Annotated in this window: 21 protein-coding genes and 1 pseudogene; 11 read left to right on the top strand and 11 right to left on the bottom strand. The window is 41.9% G+C overall.

The genetic code is table 11. From position 1 onward, the window contains the following. Positions 1 to 293, bottom strand: a pseudogene (locus ACYTXL_RS22945) (peptidase M15); the annotation flags it as partial. Between the two features lie 639 nt (positions 294 to 932). On the opposite strand from ACYTXL_RS22945, the gene mnmG reads away from it, so the two are divergent. The 3 genes from mnmG (at position 933) to ACYTXL_RS22960 (ending at position 4,596) form a co-directional block, all read left to right on the top strand. After that, positions 933 to 2,876: a tRNA uridine-5-carboxymethylaminomethyl(34) synthesis enzyme MnmG gene (gene mnmG / locus ACYTXL_RS22950; protein WP_461926768.1), complete on the top strand. Its 1,944-nt coding sequence runs from the start codon at positions 933 to 935 to the stop codon at positions 2,874 to 2,876. 81 nt (positions 2,877 to 2,957) lie between these two features. Next, positions 2,958 to 4,391 (top strand): hypothetical protein, encoded by a 1,434-nt coding sequence (locus tag ACYTXL_RS22955; RefSeq protein ID WP_461926736.1) that lies wholly within the window; start codon positions 2,958 to 2,960, stop codon positions 4,389 to 4,391. 43 nt (positions 4,392 to 4,434) lie between these two features. Then, a complete protein-coding gene (locus ACYTXL_RS22960; RefSeq protein WP_461926737.1) occupies positions 4,435 to 4,596 on the top strand; it encodes a hypothetical protein in 162 nt (53 codons plus the stop codon). Positions 4,597 to 5,045: 449 nt separating this feature from the next. Here the strand turns inward: ACYTXL_RS22960 and ACYTXL_RS22965 are convergent, their stop codons facing one another. Beyond that, the gene (locus tag ACYTXL_RS22965; RefSeq protein ID WP_461926738.1) at positions 5,046 to 5,501 is read right to left on the bottom strand and encodes an SMI1/KNR4 family protein; all 456 of its coding nucleotides are present in this window, start codon (positions 5,499 to 5,501) and stop codon (positions 5,046 to 5,048) included. Between the two features lie 600 nt (positions 5,502 to 6,101). Here ACYTXL_RS22965 and ACYTXL_RS22970 point away from each other — a divergent pair. The 4 genes from ACYTXL_RS22970 to ACYTXL_RS22985 all read left to right on the top strand — a co-directional run bounded on the left by ACYTXL_RS22970 (position 6,102) and on the right by ACYTXL_RS22985 (position 8,226). After that, positions 6,102 to 6,380 carry a DUF3131 domain-containing protein gene (locus ACYTXL_RS22970; RefSeq protein ID WP_461926739.1) on the top strand — a complete coding sequence of 93 codons (279 nt, stop codon included), beginning with the start codon at positions 6,102 to 6,104 and terminating at the stop codon, positions 6,378 to 6,380. Between the two features lie 217 nt (positions 6,381 to 6,597). After that, the gene (locus ACYTXL_RS22975) at positions 6,598 to 6,795 is read left to right on the top strand and encodes a hypothetical protein (RefSeq protein WP_461926740.1); all 198 of its coding nucleotides are present in this window, start codon (positions 6,598 to 6,600) and stop codon (positions 6,793 to 6,795) included. Between the two features lie 152 nt (positions 6,796 to 6,947). Next, complete coding sequence (locus tag ACYTXL_RS22980; protein WP_461926741.1) at positions 6,948 to 7,454, top strand: hypothetical protein; 507 nt, start codon at positions 6,948 to 6,950, stop codon at positions 7,452 to 7,454. A gap of 445 nt (positions 7,455 to 7,899) precedes the next feature. Beyond that, positions 7,900 to 8,226, top strand: coding sequence for an STAS domain-containing protein (locus tag ACYTXL_RS22985; protein WP_461926742.1), 327 nt, complete (start codon positions 7,900 to 7,902; stop codon positions 8,224 to 8,226). 42 nt (positions 8,227 to 8,268) lie between these two features. Here ACYTXL_RS22985 and ACYTXL_RS22990 read toward each other — a convergent pair whose 3' ends face one another. Continuing rightward, positions 8,269 to 9,459, bottom strand: coding sequence for a PP2C family protein-serine/threonine phosphatase (locus ACYTXL_RS22990; protein ID WP_461926743.1), 1,191 nt, complete (start codon positions 9,457 to 9,459; stop codon positions 8,269 to 8,271). 145 nt (positions 9,460 to 9,604) lie between these two features. On the opposite strand from ACYTXL_RS22990, the gene ACYTXL_RS22995 reads away from it, so the two are divergent. Then, entirely contained in the window at positions 9,605 to 10,021 is a 417-nt protein-coding gene (locus tag ACYTXL_RS22995) for an ATP-binding protein (RefSeq protein ID WP_461926744.1), read from the top strand. Here the strand turns inward: ACYTXL_RS22995 and ACYTXL_RS23000 are convergent. Continuing rightward, entirely contained in the window at positions 9,998 to 14,794 is a 4,797-nt protein-coding gene (locus tag ACYTXL_RS23000) for a response regulator (protein ID WP_461926745.1), read from the bottom strand. The two genes, ACYTXL_RS22995 and ACYTXL_RS23000, sit on opposite strands and share 24 nt — an antisense overlap. A 588-nt stretch (positions 14,795 to 15,382) precedes the next feature. Further along, on the bottom strand, positions 15,383 to 15,793 hold the full coding sequence (locus tag ACYTXL_RS23005; RefSeq protein ID WP_461926746.1) for a hypothetical protein: 411 nt from the start codon (positions 15,791 to 15,793) through the stop codon (positions 15,383 to 15,385). A 98-nt stretch (positions 15,794 to 15,891) separates the two neighbouring features. On the opposite strand from ACYTXL_RS23005, the gene ACYTXL_RS23010 reads away from it, so the two are divergent. Further along, complete coding sequence (locus tag ACYTXL_RS23010) at positions 15,892 to 16,059, top strand: hypothetical protein (protein ID WP_461926747.1); 168 nt, start codon at positions 15,892 to 15,894, stop codon at positions 16,057 to 16,059. 435 nt (positions 16,060 to 16,494) lie between these two features. On the opposite strand, the gene ACYTXL_RS23015 is transcribed toward ACYTXL_RS23010, so the two are convergent. The 4 genes from ACYTXL_RS23015 to ACYTXL_RS23030 form a co-directional block, all read right to left on the bottom strand. Next, the gene (locus ACYTXL_RS23015) at positions 16,495 to 18,690 is read right to left on the bottom strand and encodes a lytic transglycosylase domain-containing protein (RefSeq protein ID WP_461926748.1); all 2,196 of its coding nucleotides are present in this window, start codon (positions 18,688 to 18,690) and stop codon (positions 16,495 to 16,497) included. 373 nt (positions 18,691 to 19,063) lie between these two features. Continuing rightward, positions 19,064 to 19,375, bottom strand: a complete 312-nt coding sequence (locus tag ACYTXL_RS23020; RefSeq protein ID WP_461926749.1) for an ACP S-malonyltransferase — start codon at positions 19,373 to 19,375, stop codon at positions 19,064 to 19,066. Next, positions 19,372 to 19,743 (bottom strand): DUF433 domain-containing protein, encoded by a 372-nt coding sequence (locus ACYTXL_RS23025; protein ID WP_461926750.1) that lies wholly within the window; start codon positions 19,741 to 19,743, stop codon positions 19,372 to 19,374. The genes ACYTXL_RS23020 and ACYTXL_RS23025 overlap by 4 nt, the downstream gene beginning before the upstream one ends. A gap of 155 nt (positions 19,744 to 19,898) precedes the next feature. Beyond that, positions 19,899 to 20,195, bottom strand: a complete 297-nt coding sequence (locus ACYTXL_RS23030) for a hypothetical protein (RefSeq protein WP_461926751.1) — start codon at positions 20,193 to 20,195, stop codon at positions 19,899 to 19,901. A gap of 100 nt (positions 20,196 to 20,295) precedes the next feature. Between ACYTXL_RS23030 and ACYTXL_RS23035 the strand changes: the two genes are divergently transcribed. Both ACYTXL_RS23035 and ACYTXL_RS23040 read left to right on the top strand, forming a co-directional pair. Then, positions 20,296 to 20,523: a hypothetical protein gene (locus tag ACYTXL_RS23035; RefSeq protein WP_461926752.1), complete on the top strand. Its 228-nt coding sequence runs from the start codon at positions 20,296 to 20,298 to the stop codon at positions 20,521 to 20,523. A gap of 42 nt (positions 20,524 to 20,565) precedes the next feature. Then, positions 20,566 to 21,186 carry a Uma2 family endonuclease gene (locus ACYTXL_RS23040; RefSeq protein WP_461926753.1) on the top strand — a complete coding sequence of 207 codons (621 nt, stop codon included), beginning with the start codon at positions 20,566 to 20,568 and terminating at the stop codon, positions 21,184 to 21,186. Positions 21,187 to 21,189: 3 nt separating this feature from the next. Here ACYTXL_RS23040 and ACYTXL_RS23045 read toward each other — a convergent pair whose 3' ends face one another. Then, positions 21,190 to 22,446, bottom strand: a complete 1,257-nt coding sequence (locus ACYTXL_RS23045; RefSeq protein ID WP_461926754.1) for an FAD-dependent hydroxylase — start codon at positions 22,444 to 22,446, stop codon at positions 21,190 to 21,192. Positions 22,447 to 22,773: 327 nt separating this feature from the next. Beyond that, positions 22,774 to 22,938 (bottom strand): hypothetical protein, encoded by a 165-nt coding sequence (locus tag ACYTXL_RS23050; RefSeq protein ID WP_461926755.1) that lies wholly within the window; start codon positions 22,936 to 22,938, stop codon positions 22,774 to 22,776. Between the last annotated feature and the right edge of the window lie 116 nt (positions 22,939 to 23,054).

The following is a 23,054-nucleotide window of genomic DNA, read 5'->3' on the forward strand; positions in this document are numbered from 1 at the left end:
TTTGATGGCAATTTAATCTCGACATCTTGATTTACAAAGACTGCGCCATACGCCCGCAGCAAAATATATTCATAAGTACCAGGCTGAGGAATTGTGGGTAACTTCCTGGCGATCGCAGATAAAAAACGCTGTTGATCATTTAATTCTGGGTTGGGAATAAATGGTTGTAATATTGTCTGCTGAGAAGTATCTGTACAAAGTAATGAATCAGTACTCAAGCATCCGTTTAATGGTTGAGCAGTTATACCTAATTTGTGGGTAATATCATTACTAGCTACTAATGTAAAAATCATCAAGATAACTATACTGATGAAAGTTATCTTTCTGATAACTCTAGTAATATTTCTTTTCTTTCTGATGGTAATTTTCATTTTTAAATAGTTGACTAATTGATTCAAGAATAAAAGGAAATCCGGTTCAGCTTAGGCTAAAATCTTTTGTAATATGACTGGAGGCAGAGCCTCTAATTAGGCATTCCCATGCTCTGCATGGGAACGAGATAAATATAGCTTTTCCTAATAAGAATGAGGTACAGTTTAACTTCACTCCAATAAAACTATGCTTTATCTCCCCTCTCCTTAGTAAGGAGAAGGGTTGGGGGTGAGGTTTTGATCTGAGGTACTTCATGCAATTACTAACTGCTATATATGGTTCTACATAACTTCTGCAAGATATCTAATATATATCCGTAATAAATCCATTTCTGTTGATAGCTAACTATGTAAAAAATACCTGTGATAGATAAATCGGAACATTGCCGCAATTCTTAAAAAAAATGAGACTTTTTACCTATTACTCAAGTTTAAAAAGGAAACTTGTCTCTAATTGAGTACTAGTAAATTTGATAACTTTATTATCAAAAAGATACCTCCAGGAAACCACTGGAACAGTTAAAATTGAAAAGAACTCTAAAGTTTGCTGATCGTGTAAGTATGACCATGCACAATTCCGTTGAATTTCAAGACGCTTTTGATGTCATAGTCGTCGGTGCAGGTCACTCCGGTTGTGAAGCAGCTCTCGCCTCTGCCCGCCTCGGTTGTCGTACCTTGCTATTGACGCTCAACTTAGATAAAATCGCTTGGCAACCTTGTAATCCCGCAGTGGGTGGCCCAGCCAAATCTCAGTTGACCCATGAGGTAGATGCACTCGGCGGCGAAATTGGGAAAGTAGCAGATCGCACCTACTTGCAAAAACGTATCCTCAACTCTTCACGGGGACCTGCTGTTTGGGCATTACGCGCCCAGACGGATAAGCGCGAATATGCAGCAGTGATGAAAAGTATTGTGGAGAATCAAGAAAACTTGACAATCCGCGAAAGTATGACAACAGATTTGGTGCTGGGCGCTAATGGTGAAGTCATCGGTGTTGAAACTTATTTTGGTGTCGGGTTCCAATGTAAAGCAGTCATCTTGACAACTGGCACCTTCTTGGGTGGTAAAATTTGGGTTGGGAACAAATCAATGCCAGCCGGACGCGCTGGGGAATTTGCGGCTGAGGGATTGACACAAACCCTAAATCGTCTGGGATTTGAAACCGGAAGGCTGAAAACTGGAACTCCAGCACGGGTAGACAAGCGATCGGTAGATTATAGTAAAATGCTAATCCAGCCAGGGGATGAAGATGTACGCTGGTTTAGCTTTGACCCAGATGTGTGGGTAGAACGGGAACAAATGCCTTGCTACATCACCCGCACAACTGCCGAAACCCATCGTTTAATTAAGGATAATTTGCACCTTTCGCCCGTCTATGGCGGTTGGGTGGAAGCCAAAGGACCGCGTTATTGTCCCAGTATTGAAGATAAGATTGTGCGCTTTGCTGATAAGGAAAGCCATCAAATTTTTATTGAACCGGAAGGAAGGGAGATACCCGAACTGTATATCCAAGGCTTTTCCACTGGTTTACCAGAAAATTTGCAACTACAGATGTTGCGGACTCTCCCCGGTTTAGAAAAATGTGTGATGCTGCGTCCGGCCTATGCTGTGGAATATGACTATTTACCAGCAACTCAGTGTTACCCGACACTGATGACTAAGAAGATTGCCGGGCTGTTTTGTGCTGGGCAGATTAACGGCACGACAGGTTATGAAGAAGCCGCAGCGCAAGGACTGGTAGCGGGAATTAACGCTGCTCAATTTGTTCGCTCTCAAGAAATGATTGTTTTTGCCCGTGAGCAAAGTTACATTGGGACGCTAGTTGATGACTTGTGTACAAAAGACCTGCGGGAACCTTACCGGATGCTTACCAGTAGGTCTGAGTATCGATTACTATTGCGTTCTGATAATGCTGACCAACGCCTGACACCCTTGGGACGAGAAATTGGTTTAATTAGCGATCGCCGTTGGGATCTATTTACCCAAAAACAAGCTAATATCACCACAGAAAAACAAAGATTGCAAGTTACACGCGTCAAAGAATATGATCAAATTGGCATAACGATCGCATCTGATACCCAGCAACTAATTAAAGGTTCCATTACCCTGAATGAGTTACTGCGGCGTCCGGGATTTCATTACGTTGATCTCGACAGGTTCGGACTGGGAAACCCCAACTTGAACCGCGCCGAGAAAGAAGGCGCAGAAATTGAGATTAAATATTCTGGTTATCTCGCTAGACAACAAAATCAGATTGACCAAATTGCCCGTCAAGCGCACCGCCACTTACCTGGGGATTTGGACTACACAATAATTGATACCCTCTCAAAAGAGGCACGGGAAAAGCTAACTCACGTAAAACCACTCACTCTTGGTCAAGCGGCACGTATTGGTGGTGTGAACCCAGCAGATATTAACGCCTTATTATTATATTTAGAATTGGGTAGAACCAAGAGCCAGAGGCAGTTTTCAGGGTTAGCTTCACACAAAGTTCACAAAGACTGAGTATAGTAGTAGGGAGTGAGATTGGTATGATCGATGACATAAATCTTAGTAATGCCATCATCAACAATCTCCTGATGAAAGTTGAGTTTAATCCCAACGCTCAATCAACTCGTCTCAATTGGACCAGGGATTGGATGTTTGATTATTAATCCTAATTTTCAGGCAGTAGGGGCGGCGTTTCTCCGTCCTAGCAACAAAGATAGAACATCTATGTTACAAGAAGCCAGTACCCGTCCGCGTCTCATAATTGTACCGGAACCATCAGAAGACTTAATCGCCAACGAACCTTGGTTGATAGAAGACTATGCTGATGGTTTAATGGATGAACTCTTTGCCGATATCGACTACATTCTGAATGTTAGTGTTAATCTGCCTTTTCAAACCGTTAGGCAGAGTAGTCAGAACAAATCGCAGTCTGTTGCTGGGGTTTCCTCCCAACCTCAACGCCAGTCGCCTCTAGAATACGTGCCTCTCCAAACAGTTAGAATACCCACAGCGAACCAAGCAGTACAGTCAGTTGTTGAAGATAACGATAAGCAATTAAGTACGGTTAAAGCAGTTAGTAGAAAGCGTCAGAAAAGTAGTCAGACTTTGGGCAAACTGCTGATTGTCGGAACAACTTTAGGCGTAGCGATCGCTGGTACTATCTACTTAGTAGAGTCTGGAGTCATATATCTTTTAAATATCAAATTGCCGGAATCAGTTCTTCTACTGCCGCAATCGCAGTCACAGTTGCCTATAAAAACAGAAATTGAGGCAGAGTTAGTTGATTACATGCTCAGTGCGCTGGCAGTTATAGACAAGCAAGAAGGAAAAAGCAATCAAAAATCTCTCAGCTTGGGATTCTCCAGTCGGGCAAATACTAACCAAATAGCCTTTGGTAGTGAGCAAGCAACTGGTAATCTCCCAGCATTGCCACCAGCCCTTAACCGTTCTGGAAGTGTTGTTGAGCGCATCTATGTCCCAGTTTATCAAGCACCGTCGCCAATGCATTACGCGCTCCCGGCTATTCCTGGTAGTCCTGCACTTTTACCACAAGTTGCCAGTGCGTTAAACGGATATCAACCGAATCTTGTGAAAAGTGCCTTAAATAGAGTGCAACAAGCTGCCAAGCCGATAACCGCCAACTTTGCTGCGGTTGTAGGAGGTGAACTTAAACCTGTGGCTGGAAAAATTGCACCGATTACCGTGCGGCAAACACCTAACCCTCTGCCTGCATTACCAGTAGTTCCATTGCGTGCTGCACTGGCACCAGAATCAGAACCAACTATTACCCAGGAACAAGTATATCCGGCAACTGCGATCGCGGACGCTCCTAGTGATACCTTAGAAGGATTGCTAGAGTTGGGGAACAAATCTGCGGCTTTGTTTAAAATCGATGGTGTGACTCGCCGCGTTAATATGGGTGAAAGTATTGGCTCAAGCGGTTGGACATTAGTAGATGTTAGTAATGGGGAAGCAGTCATCCGACGTAACGGCGAAGTGCGATCGATTTACGCGGGACAGAAATTGTAAAAGTTTTTCTGTGAGTAACTCTTGCACGCACTAAAATATTGCGATGATTAGCTCTAAATTGCACATTGCGTCAGATTATATTTGCCTAATTATTGTTTTGCAAGTCCCATCCAATCGTTTAGCTGATCTAAAGCCTTTAGTCCCAGAAATTTTAGCTATTTTAACTACAGCCACTAAAGGACAAGCTACAGTAGTCAGTGCATAAGAACAAAGATGGGCAGTGCCCACTCTACTAGCGCTATGTTGCATAATTGAAGCATGAATTCGAGCGTCACAGATCGTCGTAGACATCGCGGGAGCAATATCAAAGGTGTGCATCAACTCATAACCGCAAAAATCGCAAAATATGTGGTAAACAAAATAAAATATTTGTTAATGGCACAGTTGAGCCGCCGCCGATAACCTCTGGCACTTACAAATCACTTTTGGACGGTAGGTTCTAACGCATTGTTAAACCGTGCTTTGGTGGTAAGGTTACGATTTCTCTTTCACTTTCTGCTTGCTTTTTCTGCCAATCTGCAAACATTGCATCTAAGTCATAGACGTAGGTTAGGTGGAGCGGAGCGTAACCCAACTGATTATCAGGATGTTGGGTTACGCAAAGCCTCCACCCAACCTATAATTTTTTTTGCAACTCACATTCTTAAAATATTCCTAATCTCTTAAATACGATTGAACCTCCTCCAGCAAAAGCTCGGTTAAGCTAGGAAAATGAAGTCTAGGTTCAGAATTTCTGGTTACGTACAATTCAAAATCATCTGGGAAGATTCTAAAAACTGGCGATACTATCTCTTGCTGATAACTACCCACAACAATAAATAAGCTTTCCTCATGAGCCATGAGCGGAAACCAGTTAGCCCGGTAGCCTCTCTCACTAATACAAGCTCTGTAAGTCTCAATGGCTTCAGAAAGGCGATAAAACTCACCAAATCCGAAAAATTGGATAGCTCGGTCAAAGCCATTTGTTGATAAGTACAAATCGTAGAACTCTTTGGACAGTTGAAAAGGAAATTCAGACAAATATTGGTTTATTTCTTCTAATGTAAGAGTTTGGCGGTGTACTTGGGGATACAAAGCACATAACTGATCAACTGCTGCTGTCACAGACATAACCCAATCTCTACTCTGATGAGGATATTTGCCTTAAACATGATTCGTACAGTAGTAAGAAAACCTATACTCTCAACCCTGGTAGTCGGCTTGACTCATAAGGGACTTCCAAATAAAAAAATATCTAAAAATTTCTTGTGGTGCGGGCATCTCGCCCGCTAATCACCAAGGACGGGCAAGATGCCCATCCCACAAGATGGAATAATTTATTTTTTGGAGTTCACTAAAAAAATCTATCATGAGTGCGCGATTTGATGTTGTTCGCTAACGCTACTCGACTGAATCGATAAAGCCATTACCAACAGAATAGACGTGATAAAAGCTTGATTTATGAATTATAACTGTACAGACGGGTTATGACGCTCCTAACTCCTTCTTTGCAATATGATATACAAACCCCGTCAACAAAAGCTGTTGAGATGGGTTGCATTGTCAGTAGACCGAAAAGTTTTCCAGAAGCATTATCAGTCCTTCATTTCACCTTGGGACAAAGTTACTAGACCTCTTGCAAAAGTCCCTAACACCCCACCCCCAGCCCCTAAGAGCAGGCTCTTAGGGGAGAATTTGACGTAAGTCAAAGGCGGGGTGGGGTTCTTATTTTTGATTTATGCAAGAGGTCTACTGTTGTTTGCTGGGGAATTGCGGAGTCGGGGTTATGATACGCGATCGCTACAACCAATAGATTATGGTGGAAATCCAGCCCTAGAAGCAACCGATTGGTCAGCTTTAGATTTAGGTAGAATGCTGACAGCGCTTTACAACTTAAAAACCTGTCATCCAGAATACACGGCTGCCGTCGATAAAATTGTGCTGGATTGGTCATACTTGCGTGTAATGCGTGAAGGTATTCTCTCTAGTGCCACTACCGCCAAAGATTAAGATGGGCGAGTTCTTACCCGCGTTCTGGGCGAGGTTTACCTAACACAGCCAGACAACAAACCAAGTTAACTTCTATAGTTCTGGAAGTTACTGGGTTTCAGGTAGAAGTTAAGTAAGAAAAGTGCATTAGGCTAACGCCATAACACACCCTACCCCTACCACGAATGGCATCAAGCACATTTAATTTTATGGGCTACTCCAACACGGTAAAAATGGCATGAATGCCGTTTTCTATAAGGCCACAAATGCAATACTGAGGCGGGAAGCATTAGTTAGTGTCGGACTGCAAAATTTTGCTGAGGAATTTGCCAAAGACGAAAAAAGTTTAAATGAGTTTGATTTAGTTGGTGGGATATCGAGTAATAGCATTACCGAAGATATGAATACAGCCATGCGTCTGCATAGTGCTGGCTAGAAATCTATTTATCACAATGAACTTTTGGCAGAAGGGTTAGCGCCAGATGACCTGAGTTCTACTCTGAAACAGAGGCTACGCTGAGCACAAGGAACTATCCAAGTGTTACTGAAAGAAAATCCGCTCACAAAATCAGGTCTAACATTCAGACGATGTATAGCTATTTATCTGGCTTTTCAACTCTGATTTTTATTTCTTGTCCAATCATCTATTTTTTCACAGGCATTGTTCCAGTTAAAACCTACGGGTTTGATTTCGCTCTACACTTTTTACCAGCTTTTATTATCAACCGCTTGACTTTTCTCACTGATGCTTGGGGCATTCCACCTAGAGAACTTTGGCGAACAGAGGAATACGCGATCGCCTTATTTCCCTTGTTTATCCAAGCCGTATTTAGTGTGCTTTTTGGGAGCAACGTCAAATTACAAGTAACACCTAAGCAGCGACAATCTGGAGTGTATCTCCAACTAATTTGGCCTCAACTACTTATCTTTTTCCTCACTATTCTAGGAATACTGTGGAGCCTTTACCGCTTTGCAATTAATCATCTAAATCATCCTTTGGTTTACCTAATCAATAGTGCATGGGCTATCTATAACTTGTTACTTTTGTGGGAGATCATCCGTGCATCTGTTTGGCAGCCTCCAAAAAAGACTTAAGACGATGAACATCTAAACCTCCCAAACCTAACCCCCCAGCCCCCATTCCCTTGTAGGGAAGGGGGATTTCAAAGCAATACCGTTCAGTTAAGGCTAAAAACTAACACTGGCGTAGGTTGGGTTGAGCAGTAGCGAAACCCAACCTACTAATCTTCTTAACTGAACTGTATTGGATTTTAAAGCCTCTCGACCTTTCTTTTAGAGAAATGGAAGCGGGGTTTGGAGTATACTTTACAACTTTTAAAATAACCTTTAAGAGGCAAGCAGGGGAAAAAGAGGTGAATAATAAATAACTCCTGACTCCTGATTTGTAAATCCAATCTATTTTCAAAACTATGGCTCTAAAAATAGATGTAGTTTATTCCTATATCTATTGCGGTTTGCATTAGGTCAATGCCAAAATAGAAATATATAGTTTTTCAGCAAATAATCGGACAATAAACTCATGAAATTGAATGTGATAATACTAGAATTATCTGGAATTGTAGATGGTATTAGAGGTAATGAATTACGTCGTGAAGTTAGCAATATTGTGGCTGATGGAGCCAAGATTTTGTTACTTGATCTTAAAGGAGTAAACTTTATTGATAGCTCTGGTTTAGGCGCTTTAGTATCAGCAATGCAAATGATGCGAAATGCTAATGGTAAATTTTTTGTCTGTTCGGTCAGCGATCAAGTCAGGGTGTTGTTTGAACTGACTAAAATGGATAGAATTTTTCAAATATTTGCTGACCAGGATGAATTTAAGCGCCAAATATGGACAACACAGTAAGCTATTAGACAATACAAAATTTAATATGCAGATTTGACTATCCTAACCAAAGTTAACTTTTACCAAAGATAAATCATCATCAAGATTATCTTGAGCTTTTAAGGTGAAAATCTTCGCTAATAGTTGATTTAGGTTACAGCTATCTTTCTGGCTATATTCGGTGAGTAAGTCAATGAAAGCATCAATCCCCCAAATTTTCCCATCTGACTGATTAATTTCATAAGCACCATCACTAAAGATGTATAAACTGGTGTTTTCTTTGATATCAAAAATAGCATCCTCAAATTGGACATCAGGTAAAAAGCCGATTGGTAAATCTAAGGAACTTAGCTGTTTAACTTGGATACTTCTTGTAGAGGTAGTAGATAACAGTAAAGCTGGTGGATGCCCGGCGTTGGCATAAATGAGTTGACGTTTAAGTCGGTGATAAACTCCATACCAGATTGTGAAATATTTATCACCGTGCTTGCTCATTTGGAAGGCGTGATTGAGGGCTTTCAGGACTTCACTTGGTTGACAAAAGTTAGTGTTTGGTAAAGATTGCGCTCGCAAAACATTAAGTACAGATACAGATAGGAGGGCTGAACCCACGCCATGTCCTGATACATCTAACAAATAAATTGCTAAATTATCCTCGTTAATCCAATGATGATCGAAGCAATCACCCCCTAGCTGTGCTGAAGGAACAAACAGATTTTCTGTAGTTACTGCTCCAACAAGCGGTGAAGGTAAAAGCGATCGCACATAATCAGCTGCCTCAGCCAATTCTGCTTCCAAAATTTGCTTTTGGGTTTGCAAATCCTGATTGAGTGACTCCAATGCTTTTTTTTGACTTTGTAAATCCTGATTCAGGTGGTGTAACCTTAATCCTGCTCTTACCCGTGCTTTCAATTCATTCATCTCTATTGGTTTAGAGATAAACTCGTCTGCTCCAGCGTCAAGTCCTTTAACTCTATCTTCCTCCTCTCCTGGAGCTGCTCCCCTAGCCGTCAATAGAATAAAAAAAGTAGTTGCCAACTCTGGATATGCTCTAATTTGACGACACACTTCTAGCCCATCTAGGTGGGACATCATCCAGTCACAGATAATCAGAGCCGGATGTAGTAATTGTGCTTGTGCAATTCCTTCCTCGCCATTGCTGGCTACACTGGTATCATAACCCTGCTTTTGGAGTGTCCTTTTCAGTACTGTTCGCACTATTGGGTCATCATCAATAACCAGAATTTTAAACATAAATTAAATTTTATCAAGTAAAATGATCAGTAAATAGTTGCTTTAATTTAACTGAAGTTTAGTTAGGAATGTATAGTGAAAATACCCAAATTAAATAAATTAATTACCGAATATAATCATCTCAAACTATTTTATTGGTTAAGAAGTGAAAAATAAAATTTATCTAAAAGTCAACACAGACCTGAGAGCATCACCTCAAGTGTTGTGTTGGTTCGGGCAGATGAATCAACCAGCTATTCCCGATCAACAAATTTGGTGGCAATGTCAAATACTTATGATGGAAGGCTTTACTAACATTGTTGAACATGCACACAAAAATTTACCTATTGAAACTCCTATTAAAATAGAAGCTGTGCGGTTAAATGAATATATAGAAATTCGCATTTGGTCTTACGGTGAACCCTTTGACTTAGAGCAGCGATTGCAACAAACATCTGAATTTGAGGAGAATGAGCAAGAGCGCGGTCGTGGTTTAAAAATCATGTCAGCCATTGCCGACAAACTTAGTTATGAGCCTACAGGAGATAATCGTTGCTGTTTATTTATTAGGAAATATTATTAAAGAGGACTTTGGAGAGATGCGATTAATCGCTTCTGTACAGGAGTTTGGAGTCTTGATTAAAAGTTCTTGGATGGGTTTAATATACTCTTCTAATTCGGAGATGAAGTTAGTAGTACCTGGATACTCTTGGTTGTGAGCGAATTGTTCTAGCTTTTGTGCTACCAGATATATGGTTGTAGCTCCCATATTAGCACTAGCACCTTTAATTTGATGGGCTTGGAGCGCTAGTTCCTGAAAATCATGAGTTGCGATCGCTGTTTTAACTACCTCTATACGAGATTGAATATCTTCAACAAATATTTGCACTAGTTCCAATTCAAATTCTGGGTTGTTTTCTGAGAGTTCATGCAAGCGTTCCCAATCAATTAGGAGGTCAACTGAACCTACATCTGTCGTAGAAACTGTCTGCTCTATGGCAGCTGTTTCTTTTGTGCTGAAGATCACACTTCCCCAACGCTCTATCGCCGCCGCCAATTTTTCTTTAATTACTGGCTTGCTCAAATAGTCGTCCATGCCGGCATCTAGACACATTTGTTGGTCTTCTTTCATAGCATTAGCTGTCATCGCAATGATCACAGGACGATGACCACTGGCAAAACTGCTTTCTTGCCAACGATGAATTTCTTTTGTGGTTTCTAAACCGTCGAGAACTGGCATTTGGCAATCCATCAGAATTAAATCGTAGGGAATTTTTTCTAATAATTGCAAAACTTCTTTCCCATTACCAGCGACATCAGCGCCATAACCCAGGCTTTGGAGTTGCTTCAAGGCAACTTTCTGATTCACCAGATTATCTTCAGCTACGAGAATTCTTAGTCTGGGGGAGTCAGGAGGTAGGAGCGGGCAGCTAGGAAAATGATCGTTGCTGTTATTTTCGTAATTTTTCAGTTTTAACTGCTGACGAATGTATTCTGAGGAATATATTCTGACTCCTGACTCCTCTGTTTCCGGCTGCATTCCTAAAACAGTCATGATGGTATCGAGGAGTCGGGATGGCTTAACAGGTTTGACCAAATAAGCCGCAAATCCGATTTTTAGCGCCCGTTCGATTTCATCCCGTTGATTAGTAGAAGTAAGTATAATCAAAGGCAGCCCAGCGATCGCTGAATTTGTCTTAATCTGTTCTCCCAAAGTCATGCCATCTATTTCTGGCATCTGCATATCAATCACAGCAACGTCATAGAGATTTTTTTGCTTGGCAGCCTCCTGAATAGCTTTGAGGGCAGCAGTAGCCGAAGCAGCCTGATCAACCAGCATCCCCCAATGACTAGCTTGATGGTGGATGATTTTGCGATTAGTGGCATTATCATCCACCACTAACAAGCGTCGATTCAGCAAAAGTTCGGCGTTCTCGTAGCGTCTGGTAGAGAAGCCATCGCCTTCTAAGGAAATAGGGTGAAGTTGTTTAGCGAGAGTTACTTGAAACCAAAACTTAGATCCTTTCCCCAACCGGCTTTCTACACCAATTTCTCCTCCCATCAAGCTCACCAGTTGCTTGCAGATGGCTAATCCCAAACCTGTGCCGCCATATTTGCGGGTGGTGGTAGCATCTACTTGGGTAAATGGGGTAAAGAGTTTGCATTGGTCTTCAGGGGTAATGCCAAGACCGGTATCTGTGATCGCAAAAGAGATGCTGGCTGTAGTAGAGTTTTGCGATCGCAATTCGGCTTGTAATACTACCTCTCCATTGGTGGTGAACTTAATTGCATTGCTGATTAGGTTCATGAGAATTTGCCGCAGGCGGCCAGCATCGCCTTGAAGATAGGTGGGGACGTTGTTATAGATTAACGCTGCAATTTCTAATCCCTTTTTATGGGCTGAGGGAGCCAATAATTCCAACACCTCTTCCACACAGGTAGATAAGTCAAAATCTAGAGTTTCTAGTGCCATTTCTCCAGCCTCAAGTTTGGACAAATCCAAAATTTCGTTGATTAGGCTTAAGAGAGCGTCTCCACTAATGCGAATTGTTTCGATAAAATCCCGTTGCTCCGAGTTGAGGGGAGTTTGTAACATTAAGCCTGTCATCCCCAACACAGCATTCATCGGAGTCCGAATTTCATGGCTCATGTTCGCCAAAAAGGCACTTTTGGTTTGAGAAGCTAATTCAGCTTGCTGACGGGCAATTTCGAGTTCTCGTCGCTGTTGAGTTTCGGCGTTTAACATTTGAGCTTGGGCTAAGGCAATACCTACTTGGTCAGCTATTTGCCGTAAAAGATGAGTTTCAAAGCTAGACCAGTGGCGGGAACTGCTACACTGATGGACAATCAGCAAACCGCAGAGTTCTTCTTTGACAAGAATGGGTATGACCAAATTGGACTTAACTGCAAATTGTTGCAGTAATTCCATGTGGTTTTTTTGGAGTTCAGCTATATCTAATTCAGCAAGCCCCAGATTCCGTTTTTGACGGTACTGCTGTAGATGGTACTGTTGGATGTATTCTCCTTGAAAGTAAACATCAGTGAGCTTTTTCTCTTTGATTGTCAGCCAGCCAGAAACTACTGCCTCAACCACCGTAGCTCCAGATCCATCTACCAAAGGTTGATAAATCAAAACTCGATCGCTATGGATAATTTTTTGTACCTCTGTAACAGTGATTTGGAGAATTTCTTTGATTTGCAAAGACTGACGAATCTTGAGGGTGATTTCAGTAAATAGTTGCGATCGCAAGTTTTGGCGTTGAATTTGTTCTTCTGACTGCTTGCGTTCAATAAACTGCCCTACTTGCTCACCAATAGAATTCATCACCTTTGCCAAATCTGGGTCAGGTTGCTGGATCTCATGGCTAAAGCAGGTAATCACACCGAGAATTTTTTTACGACTACGGATCGCAAAACCGAAAGCTCCGTGCAGTTCTGCTTCGCTAGCGATTTGAAAGCGGAGGAAATTCTGATCTTTAAGGACATCAGCAATCCAAATAGGGTCAGCATTAGCCCAGACACGACCAGGCAAGTCGATTCCGGGTGCAAAGGTGATCTGCCGACTTAAGATGTCAAATTGTTGCATCTCGAAGGAGATTTCATACCATGAATTTAACAAATTTAGTCGATTGGTTTGCTGATCTAGCATCCAAAATTCACTTAAATCCCATCTCAAACTTTCGCAGATTCCTTGCAGGATTTGGGGCATGGCCTCATTGATTGTAGTTGATTCTGCTAAGACGCGGGTTGTAGCATACTCTGCTTTGAGATGCTGTTCAGCTTGTTTGCGTAACCGAAGCTCCTCGTAGACATCGGTGATATCAATACCTGTGGCAATAATATGTTCAACGTCGCCCTTATCGTCTAGCAAAATAGTGTTAACCCAGGCAATCAGCCGCCGAGTGCCATTCTTTGTTACCCAATAGTTTTCGTATTCTTTGAAATCTTTACCAAATCGCAACTGCTGAAAAACTGCTTTAACCGGCTCAATTTCTTCAGGAATTAGAAACAAGTTCCAGAAATACCTTCCTCTGACTTCATCAAATGAATAACCAGTTATTTGTTCACAAGCTTGATTGAAGCGAACGATTTGCCCTTGTGTGTCAAGAACTATTACCAAAGTGCTAGCTGTATCAAGGATTGCTGAAATAAAGTTGCGTTCTTTGATCAATGTCTCCTCTATTAATTTACGCACTTTTACCTCACGATAAATGAAGTGGTAAAGTATAGCCAAAATCAGAAAACTTAGACAAGTAGCGATCGCCAGTGTCAAAAGAGTATTGCGGGAACTAGTTTTTGTTATTTTTAACTGCTGGTGAAGTTCTTGCCTCTGTTTGTTTTCCATCTCACGAATGATATTGTGGATATCACTCATTAAGTTATTTCCCTGATTTGTATTTATTACCTCCAATGCAGCATCTAATCCCAAATTATGGCGCAAGTCGAGAGTCTTTTTCAGTTCGTTCAGTTTTACTGCAATCAGGGGTTCAAGGATGTTGATTTGACTCAGCTGTTTAGGATCATCTGTGGTTAATTTTCTTAGCTCTTTAATTTCGGGAGCAAGTTTAGTAATTGCTGTCTGATATGGTTTTAGATACGCATCCTGTCTACTGACTATATAACCGAGTTGTCCGGTTTCAGCATCCTGGATATTAGACAGCAGTTCTTGCAAGCTGTTGATTGTCAGTTGGGTGTTGTTCAACTGGTTACTAGTATTAATCAAAAGTTCTGTACTGTGATAAAAGAGAGTGCTAATCAGGATTAAAATTGCCAACGCCAACCCAAACCCTGCGGTTACTCTTGGAAAAAATTGTTTGCGTTCCTTCTGTGAATGTTTGCGTGTATCACTTACCAATCCCAAGCTTGCTAAGTTACGCCGCATTTCTAGTTCCTTGATTACCTGGCGACCTAGAATTCGTAATGCTTCAACTTGTTCTGGAAAGAGGTTTCTTGGTACATAGTCAACTACACAAAGTGTTCCTAATGCATATCCTTCAGCATTAATCAGTGGTATTCCAGCATAAAACCGAACATTCGGCTCAGAGGTGACTGACGGATTTGTCGCAAATCTTTCGTCTTCTGTGGCGTCAGGGACAATAAGAACTTCAACTTGCAGAATCGCATGGGTGCAGAATGTCAAATCTCGCGGTGTTTCTAGAGCATCCAAACCAACCTTTGACTTGAACCACTGGCGATCGCTATCAATTAAACCGATTAAGGCAATAGGAGTTCCACAAATATATGAGGCTAAACGGGTGAGGTCGTCAAAGACAGGTTCCGAACGAGTATCGAGAATCTTATACTGCAAAAGAGATTCGATTCGCTGTGTTTCGTTATCAGGTAATGGTGCTTTCATTCTTCAGCCTCAGACCATTTTGGATTTTGGATTTTAGACTTCGACTTCTTTACGAGACGCTACGCGAACGCTCAGTCGAACGATTTTGGATTAGGAATCGCCTTGGTGTAAATTTATTTATCGCAATCATTTTTCAAATTCGTATTATCTACGTCTGAAGTTGTTGCTACAGAATTGAAAATTACGAATTACTGTCTTCTCTACGAGACGCTCCGCGAACGTAGCGGTAGCCAGTCTGCGTAATATTACAGAGAGACAAGCTACGGTTTTAGTGTCTGGTAGAAAGCGTCATTACGAACTTGTACTGAGCGCAGCCTCTCGTAGAGAAGTATTACGAATTATTTACTGACTCTTAAAATTTGACCCGCAACTGTCCAGTCAGGGAATTACCACTATAGGCACTTTCCCCGGTATCTTGATTGCGGACATTACTAAAGGTATAGCCCAAGTCTGCTTTTATATTGGAGCTTTATAGAGCGCGTTTGATAGGTATTGGCGTTGTCAAATTCTCCTTTAAGTCGCTGCCGTCCTAAGTTGGCAGTGAGGCGACAGCCTCAGAAATTAGCAATATCTCCCTCCCAAGCCACCTCAGCGTTGTAAACTAGGAAATCTGGTAGCGAAAAATAGCCACTTGTGCCTTCTAAATTGCGATCGTAACTCCAAGTGATATAAGTTAGTTGCCAGAGAAAATTGGCCGAACTTGCGCTCTAACCTACTAAAAGACTGCACCTCCGAATTACCATCGTTGTAACTACCTAAACACAATGACGAAAACAAACTGGTGTCACGGTCAATCTGCCAGTATAAATCAGGCCCAAATCGCCAAGCAATAATTTGGTTATCTAAAGTTCGGGCATTAGATTTATAAGGCCCTTGTTCAAAATTACCTGATATTACTACTACCGATAGTAATCGACCTGATGGCGAAACTTGCGGCGGCGAAATGGCAGCCTCCACTTTAGCATTGAGATTGATAGTTGTGGGTAAATGATTGAACACATCGACTCCAACTGCTGTTTGCAGAGTTACTTGCCCGCTAAATATTTTTATTTCATTGTTTTCTCAACTCTGCAAATGCTTGTCTAAGAATAATCTAAATGTATTTACTAATAATTCAATTAATTTTCGATGATAATTCCCTTAAAATTTATACTGTTGTCTACTTGACCGAAACAGATAAGGATACAGAGCAAGTAAATTTATTTATGGAGAATAAAATATTAGCTAGCGATCACCTCACCCTCTCAACAGAAAAAACAGCGTAGGCGCAGCCCAACTTAGGCATCGCCCCACTTAACTATGTGTAAAATTTCGTGATACATCACTAGACTATGAGTTGTGAACTTTGAATTAAAAAATTGCTTTACAGCAGGTTTCATGTATTTGAACCACATCTGTCGTAGGGGCACAGAAAAAGCTCATTGGTGTCAACTTAACCTAGAAGTTAGGCAAGGCAAGCTTTCGAGGTTTAACCCTCACAAGAACAGCCCCTCTCCCAAAATTGGGAGAGGAGAGCAAATTCTCTAGTTCCCCTTCTCCCAAGTTGGGAGAAGGGGTTAGGGGATGAGGGCAAAACGTCTTCTCAAAGCAGCTTTTTTCTTAAGTTGACACGCATGAGCATTGCTGTGCCCCTACCGCGTGGTCTATTTACCTGAAAATTCCTCTTTAACTCAACATTCACAACTCATAACTTTTTAAGATTATCGCGCCGGTAGTTGTGGGTGTGTGGTTGAGTAGTTGGCGACGGTGCTAGAAATCTCAGGGTTGTAAAGCCTCAAATAATTCCAGTAGTTGCCAAATACTTGCCGGACATAATTTTTGGTTTCATCAAAGGGAATTTCTTCAACAAACTCATCTGGATCTTTTGTAGTTAGAGTTTGCAGCCATTTGGAAACATTGCCAGGACCAGCATTGTAACTGGCGATCGCTAGCAGCGAGTTATTGTTATATTGCTGATGGGTATGATCCAAATACCATGTACCCAGCATGATGTTATCGTTGGGATTTTCTAAGTTTATGGTTTTGATATCCACCTTGATTTGTGGGGCGATCCATTGAGCTGTACTCGGCAACAGCTGCATTAAACCAGTAGCGTTAGCAACGGATTTGATTTTTGGCTCAAACCGTGACTCTTGACGGATTAAGGCAGTGACTAACAGGGGATTGAGTTTACGCTCAGTAGACCACTTTTCAATCTCTCGGAGATAGGGAAATGGATAACGGGCTTGCCAGTATGTAATCTGTTTGCTTAGAGCCTGATATTGGGCAAGTTCAGCTGGTATTTCCCGATCTTCCAATTTAGAAATTTTGTCAATTCCGATGAGATTTTCTCCCTTAGCCAGCCGCACCAACCCTTCAGTAAATTGCTCTGCTACCGTTGGCTGAATTTTGTTCTGAAATTCTGTTTCCCATTGTAACCAAGCATCGCGGTCTTGACCCAGCAGATACAATTCTTTGAAAGTCTCAGAACCAGCAGGTGGTAATGGACGCTGGGGTATGATTACTTCCGGGTTCATGACGCGCACGTTGTCAAAGTTGCCGACATTTAGCCCCAGCATCGTTGCGGCTCGCCAGGCATAGTAAGAGTAAGGAAACTGGCTAATCACATACTCATAAGCAGTTTGAGATTGCTGCTGTTTCCCTAGCAAAGCTGCCCATTTACCCACCCAAAAGCCTGCTCTGGGAGCTAAAATAGTGTTGGGATTGTTGGTGACAATTGGTTCTGCCCATTGCCAAGCACCGACGTAATCCTTAGCTTTGGCTTTATCTTGGGCGATTTTCCAGCGATATTCTGCTGCTTCATCAGAATTGCCGTATTTGGCTATGAGTAATTGCCACGCTTGGCTAGCTGACTTTTGATTATTCGTAGCTTGGAGAGTTTTGGCTTTTTGTACCAGTGCAATACCAGCTTGTTTCGGAAATTTACTAATTACCTGCTCAAGATAGGGTAAGCCGTCTTTACCTGTTTTGGCCATTTCTGGTAAACGCAGTAGAGCATTCCCGGTTTCTTCAGTATTTGGAAATTGCTGCACTAATTGTTTATAGGTGGCGATCGCTTTTTGTTGATCTTTGCCTCCTACCTGTAACCCCCGTGCAGTACGGTAGAGGTTACGGGATGTTTTCGGTGCTTTGGCATAAGCATTCGCCGCTTTCAAAAATTGATTATTTTCCCAATAGCTTGTACCAATGAGTTCCCAGTCTTCGGCTTTCAGGGTAGGCTGTTTTACTAACTGATCCAAAACGCCCACTATCCCTGGTTGATCATAGGCATATTTAGCCAAAATCAATTGTAATTGTGGCTGATTGGGATTTTCTTGTAAGCGTTTGCGGATAATTTCCCAAGTCAGAGGATTAGAAGGAAATTGAGCGATCGCGGTTTCTTGTTGCTTCGGTTGGGCAATTAGATATAGCGCTTTCACTGTCGCCGCTTCTTTGGGATACTGTTTCAGCACACTTTGCCTGAGATCGGAGGCTTTGCCATCCTTGCCCAGTATATCCTGTGCCTGCGCCTGTTTCAGCAAAATGTAGGGCGCGAGAATGGGATAGTCTTTCTCTAGTCCGTCCAGTAAAACCAGGGCTTTTTGCCCTTGGGTTCTTTCAATGTAATCACTCGCCAAAAGATAACGAGCGCGATTTCGGTCTGGCGATCGCGATTGTCCGGCGATCGCTGCTAGTTGTGCCGCCCGTTCTGGCAGAGATTCTGATACCAGTGGAAAGACGGCTGATTGGGCAATGCTACCCTCTGATGTTTGCTGTGCTTGATTCTGACTCAGTTTGAGCCATTTCCCCAGAGACTTGCCAATCTCAGGTGCTGATACCATTGCCCCAGCTAAAAAGGCAAACAGTGCTGCACCCGCAATTATCGAAATTTGCTTTTTCTGTAGTTTCTTCAGCATGAATACCCGCTGAAAAGTTCCGGTGAATTTCTTGAAACTCTAACACTCCTAACCATCAGTCTGTCCAATTTTTAATTTTAGATTTTTAATTTTATGTAGAAAAATCCTGATTTTCAATCCTATGGTTGCCAGTATTGAGTAGATAACACATTTTATATTTTATTGCATCTATCTTGGGTACTTGATAAGATTCATATTGCTGGATGCAAATAATCTCTACTACTCATCTGACCATATAGGTATGTTCCGGTGCAGCGACTTGAGCGACTTGTTATCAAAAACTTGGGTCTAAAACCCCGTCGTTCTACGACGGCTTTTGGTAAAATAGGGGTAGTGGGAGGGTAATCAACCACTTAAAAAACCCAATTGCTGCCTAATAAGCAGACAAGGCAGGGCGGTGTTGGGGTCTCCCCAAGTGGAGCAACTGCCGTGCTGTAGCTTGACAATTGAATCTTAATGAATCCTCTCCTTTCATGTTGCGATTCGCAGTCACCAAAATCACTCGGTTTTGTTGATTTTGTTGAGTAAGTTGCCATACAACCCGATCATTGCTATCCGTTGGCAACTCAATGTCTTGAAAAAAGATAAAAGACAGAGGTATCAGATCAAGCCAACCATCATTTGCAATTTTTCCCAGAAGAATAGCAGCGTATTTCTGAAGGTTGTAATCAACTAGAAAATTCATGACTCCACTGCATGTTTAGCTTTCTGCGCTTGGAGTTTTTTCCATAGAGATTCTTGACCGGGTTTAGGCGGCATCGTGGCAATCTGAGCAAGGCGATCTCGGTTCCGTTCTTGCCAATACTGCCGGATTTCTTCTGCTGTTTTCAAAACTTCTTGGTACTCAGCTTCAACCTCAGTACGATTCATCTCAATGTAGGATAAAGCCGACTCAAGTTGGTTTTTTGTCAGTGGAAGCCAATTCAAAACTAATTCTGGTGATCGTCTTGGTGCGAGATGATCCATCACGTCATAAATAGTAATGCGAGTGCCTGCGATCGTTAATCCCCGCTCTGTACGGATGATGGCTGTTTGTTCACTTGATCCTATCATACCCTCAGATCCTGGAAAATTGATTGTATACTATCGTAGCAAAATGTAGGGTGGGCATTTGCTTACCACATCTGAGTGAAGCGATCGCTTCTAAAATGCTACTATGTCAGGACTTACGCATCAAGTACGAAATGTAGTGCAAATATGAGCCTGCCTCATGCCTCAATTTTTGGAGTGCTGTAAATGTAATGATCGTGTTGCTCTGCACCGTCCAATGGAAGCTTGCTAAGTTCTTCTTCAGGGATATCTTTGACGAAATCTTCTGCAATTTGCCAAATAGACTTTCCTCTCTCAGGAATCTCCTTTGCTTGAGTACTATCTGGCTGGGGAAGTTTTGGATTTACCTGCGTAATTCCACTCAATTTCTGAGCCAAATGAGAAATTAGTTTTAATTGTTCCTCTGCTGAGAGATTTTCTGCTTGTTGAATTAGTTGAGCTAACTTTAAAGACATTCTTTTTTCCTCTGTCTTTCAATTTCACTATCTGTTCTCAATACCCAAGAACTAGCCTAGGCGTAGCCCAACTTAGGCATCGCTTCCAAAATTCTACTATGTGATCGCCGATATAGCAAATGCGGTTCCCGATATAGCAAATGCGCTTACCGAAATAACAAATGCGATCGCCGATATAGCAAATGCGCTTACCGATATAGCAAATGCGATCGCCGATATAACAAATGCGGTTCCCGATATCACAAATGCAATTGCCGTAATAACAAATGCGGTTCCCGATATAGGCGCGTTTTTAACCGTCGTGAAAAAGCTGTCCGCATTCGCCTAAATTAGAGATAATATTTTTATCATCAGTAATTCTCTATCATCTATGACTCAAGCCATACCCAAGCTAGTAACCTTTGAGGAATTCGTCGATTGGCTACCCGAAAATCGACGAGTACCCTACGAACTACATAAAGGAGAAATTCTTGAAATGGCGCAACCAGTAGGGGAACACGAGGAAGTTAAAGGATTTTTAGGTATCGAAATTCCTTTTGAAATTAAACGTCTAGGATTGCCCTACTTTATGCCCAACCAATCTATAGTTAGACCTACTGAAAAAGATTCTGGTTACTTCCCAGATGTGTTGGTGCTAAATCGTGCAAATCTGGCAAACGAAAAGTTATGGAAAAAACAATCTATCATTAGTTTGGGTGCATCGATACCTTTGGCAATTGAGGTTGTATCAACCAACTGGCGCGACGATTACTATATAAAATATGCTGATTATGAAGAGATGGGTATCCCAGAATACTGGATTGTCGATTATGCTGCCTTGGGTGGACGTAACTTTATCGGCAACCCCAAACAACCGACAATCTCTGTTTGTAACTTAGTTGATGGGGAATATCAGATAACTCAGTTTAGAGAAAGCCATCGCATTATTTCCCAAACTTTTCCCGAATTGAATCTCACCCCAAATCAGATTTTTCAAGCTGGTGTCGTGTAGCGTTTATCGTTTTGCCAATTCTGGAGTCCGCCCCTTCAAACCGATCATTAACTTCAGCATAAACACCTTTAATACAGGTACTCGCTGCAAAAACCATAAGCCCAGGCGACGCACCACCACCACAGGTAAGAAATTATTAGAAAACATCCGATCTAACAAATCGGTGAAACCTAAAATCGTCAGGTTTTCCAGCTGACGCCAGCGTTCATAACCTTTAAGAATCTGAATATCACCAATATCTTTACCCGCTTGATGCCCTGCTTGGATTACTTGCGCCAAAGCTGCTGCATCCCGAATACCCAGATTTAACCCTTGTCCGCCCACAGGATGGCAATTGTGCGCCGCATCACCAATTAATGCTAGTCGAGGGAGAACATAGCGATTGCTTTGCATGAGTTGTACTTGAAATACAAAGCGATCGCCGAGTAATTCCAATTTCCCCATCTGATTACCATAGCGACGGGTTAATTCTGCCAAAAATTGCTGATCATCTAAAGCACATAAAGCTTTTGCTTCTTCATGGGGGGCTGTCCAGACGATGCGGCAACGGTTCCCCGGTAAAGGTAAAATCGCAAAGGGTCCGCTAGACCAAAATCTCTCATAAGCGGTGTTGTTGTGCGGTTTTTCGGGTTTGACAAATGCCACGATGCAAGACTGCCAATATTTCCAGCCCAGAGTTTTAATTCCAGCAGCTTGACGAATCGGCGATCGCGCCCCATCTGCGGCTACAAGTAATTTGCTCTTGACTGTCTGTAACTGATCGGCAACTTTAATATCTATCGCTACTATATCGGAATCGTACTGCGTATTTACGACTTCCGCCGGACACAGATAAGTCACATTTGGACAATTTTCGACAAACTCCTGCAACGGTTGCAACAGCGCTTGGTGTTCCGCCACATAACCCAACTCTGGTATATTTAAATCATCTGTGGCAAATTCCACCACATTGGGAGAATCGGCATCAGAAAGATGAACGCGGCAATATTTGGCGATTTGAGGCAACATTTTGTCCCAAACTCCAATTCCTTGATAAATGAGCGACGAAAGTTTATGAACTGCATAGGCTTGCCCCTTCGCTACCGCCACTGATTCAGCTTTCGCCTCAATTAGCAAGACACTCAAGCCAGAATCTTTTAAAGCAGAGGCTAGAGTTAACCCAATAATCCCACCGCCGACAATTACCAAATCATATTCATATCCCCGTTCATTTGGCGGTGTTAGTTTAGGGGAAATTTCCTCAAGCTGCGTTCGGGTCATTGTTAAGTTAGGTTACAGCGTCTAACTCTTATTTTGACGCGATCGCTCCCCTTTGAGCAAGTTAAATAAAAGCAAACATTGAAAACCCCGCCGATGACTGAGGACAACAGCGAGGTTACACAGCTTTATTTATTGTGCAAATAAATAAAAGACATCTCCAGAAACTAAATATGCGTTACCCAGAACACTTGTAAAGACGTAGCCCTGCTACGTCTCTACATTCTTTTTCGCAGATGTCTAAAGTATAAATTTTGTTGCAGAGCTACTACCAACTATTACTACTAAGAGTAAATTATCATTAAATATGCTGTGTTTGACAGCAGCAGATTATTGATGATGTCTGTTAATGGGATAGCGATGTATTGGTTTGTGATGACGTCTATGATGCCTAACAGCAGCTGAAGCTGGTGTAGCTTGAAAGATTGGTGCAGCAATGGCTATGGGGGTAGCGATCGCTAAAGCTAGAATTAAACCTTTAGCAAACTTGTTCATGTGATTTCCTTGATTCTATTTATTCAGTGAATCTCTGAATCAAAATATGGCAAAGACCTATGTCGATATCTTGTTATTTATATGAAGTTTTTGTGGAGATTTTTGCCGATATTAGC

The organism is Nostoc sp. (assembly GCF_054880495.1).

Excerpts from the sequence above, each read along its gene's own strand:
- ACYTXL_RS22960 (WP_461926737.1), top strand. The coding sequence starts at position 4,435 with ATGATTAGCTCTAAATTGCACATTGCGTCAGATTATATTTGCCTAATT.
- ACYTXL_RS23010 (WP_461926747.1), top strand. The coding sequence starts at position 15,892 with ATGTATTTACTAATAATTCAATTAATTTTCGATGATAATTCCCTTAAA.
- ACYTXL_RS23015 (WP_461926748.1), bottom strand. The coding sequence starts at position 18,690 with ATGCTGAAGAAACTACAGAAAAAGCAAATTTCGATAATTGCGGGTGCA.
- mnmG (WP_461926768.1), top strand. The coding sequence starts at position 933 with ATGACCATGCACAATTCCGTTGAATTTCAAGACGCTTTTGATGTCATA.
- ACYTXL_RS22985 (WP_461926742.1), top strand. The coding sequence starts at position 7,900 with ATGAAATTGAATGTGATAATACTAGAATTATCTGGAATTGTAGATGGT.
- ACYTXL_RS23045 (WP_461926754.1), bottom strand. The coding sequence starts at position 22,446 with ATGACCCGAACGCAGCTTGAGGAAATTTCCCCTAAACTAACACCGCCA.
- ACYTXL_RS22975 (WP_461926740.1), top strand. The coding sequence starts at position 6,598 with ATGAATGCCGTTTTCTATAAGGCCACAAATGCAATACTGAGGCGGGAA.
- ACYTXL_RS22990 (WP_461926743.1), bottom strand. The coding sequence starts at position 9,459 with ATGTTTAAAATTCTGGTTATTGATGATGACCCAATAGTGCGAACAGTA.
- ACYTXL_RS22980 (WP_461926741.1), top strand. The coding sequence starts at position 6,948 with ATGTATAGCTATTTATCTGGCTTTTCAACTCTGATTTTTATTTCTTGT.
- ACYTXL_RS23030 (WP_461926751.1), bottom strand. The coding sequence starts at position 20,195 with ATGTCTTTAAAGTTAGCTCAACTAATTCAACAAGCAGAAAATCTCTCA.
- ACYTXL_RS22965 (WP_461926738.1), bottom strand. The coding sequence starts at position 5,501 with ATGTCTGTGACAGCAGCAGTTGATCAGTTATGTGCTTTGTATCCCCAA.
- ACYTXL_RS23020 (WP_461926749.1), bottom strand. The coding sequence starts at position 19,375 with ATGAATTTTCTAGTTGATTACAACCTTCAGAAATACGCTGCTATTCTT.
- ACYTXL_RS23040 (WP_461926753.1), top strand. The coding sequence starts at position 20,566 with ATGACTCAAGCCATACCCAAGCTAGTAACCTTTGAGGAATTCGTCGAT.
- ACYTXL_RS23050 (WP_461926755.1), bottom strand. The coding sequence starts at position 22,938 with ATGAACAAGTTTGCTAAAGGTTTAATTCTAGCTTTAGCGATCGCTACC.
- ACYTXL_RS23025 (WP_461926750.1), bottom strand. The coding sequence starts at position 19,743 with ATGATAGGATCAAGTGAACAAACAGCCATCATCCGTACAGAGCGGGGA.
- ACYTXL_RS23000 (WP_461926745.1), bottom strand. The coding sequence starts at position 14,794 with ATGAAAGCACCATTACCTGATAACGAAACACAGCGAATCGAATCTCTT.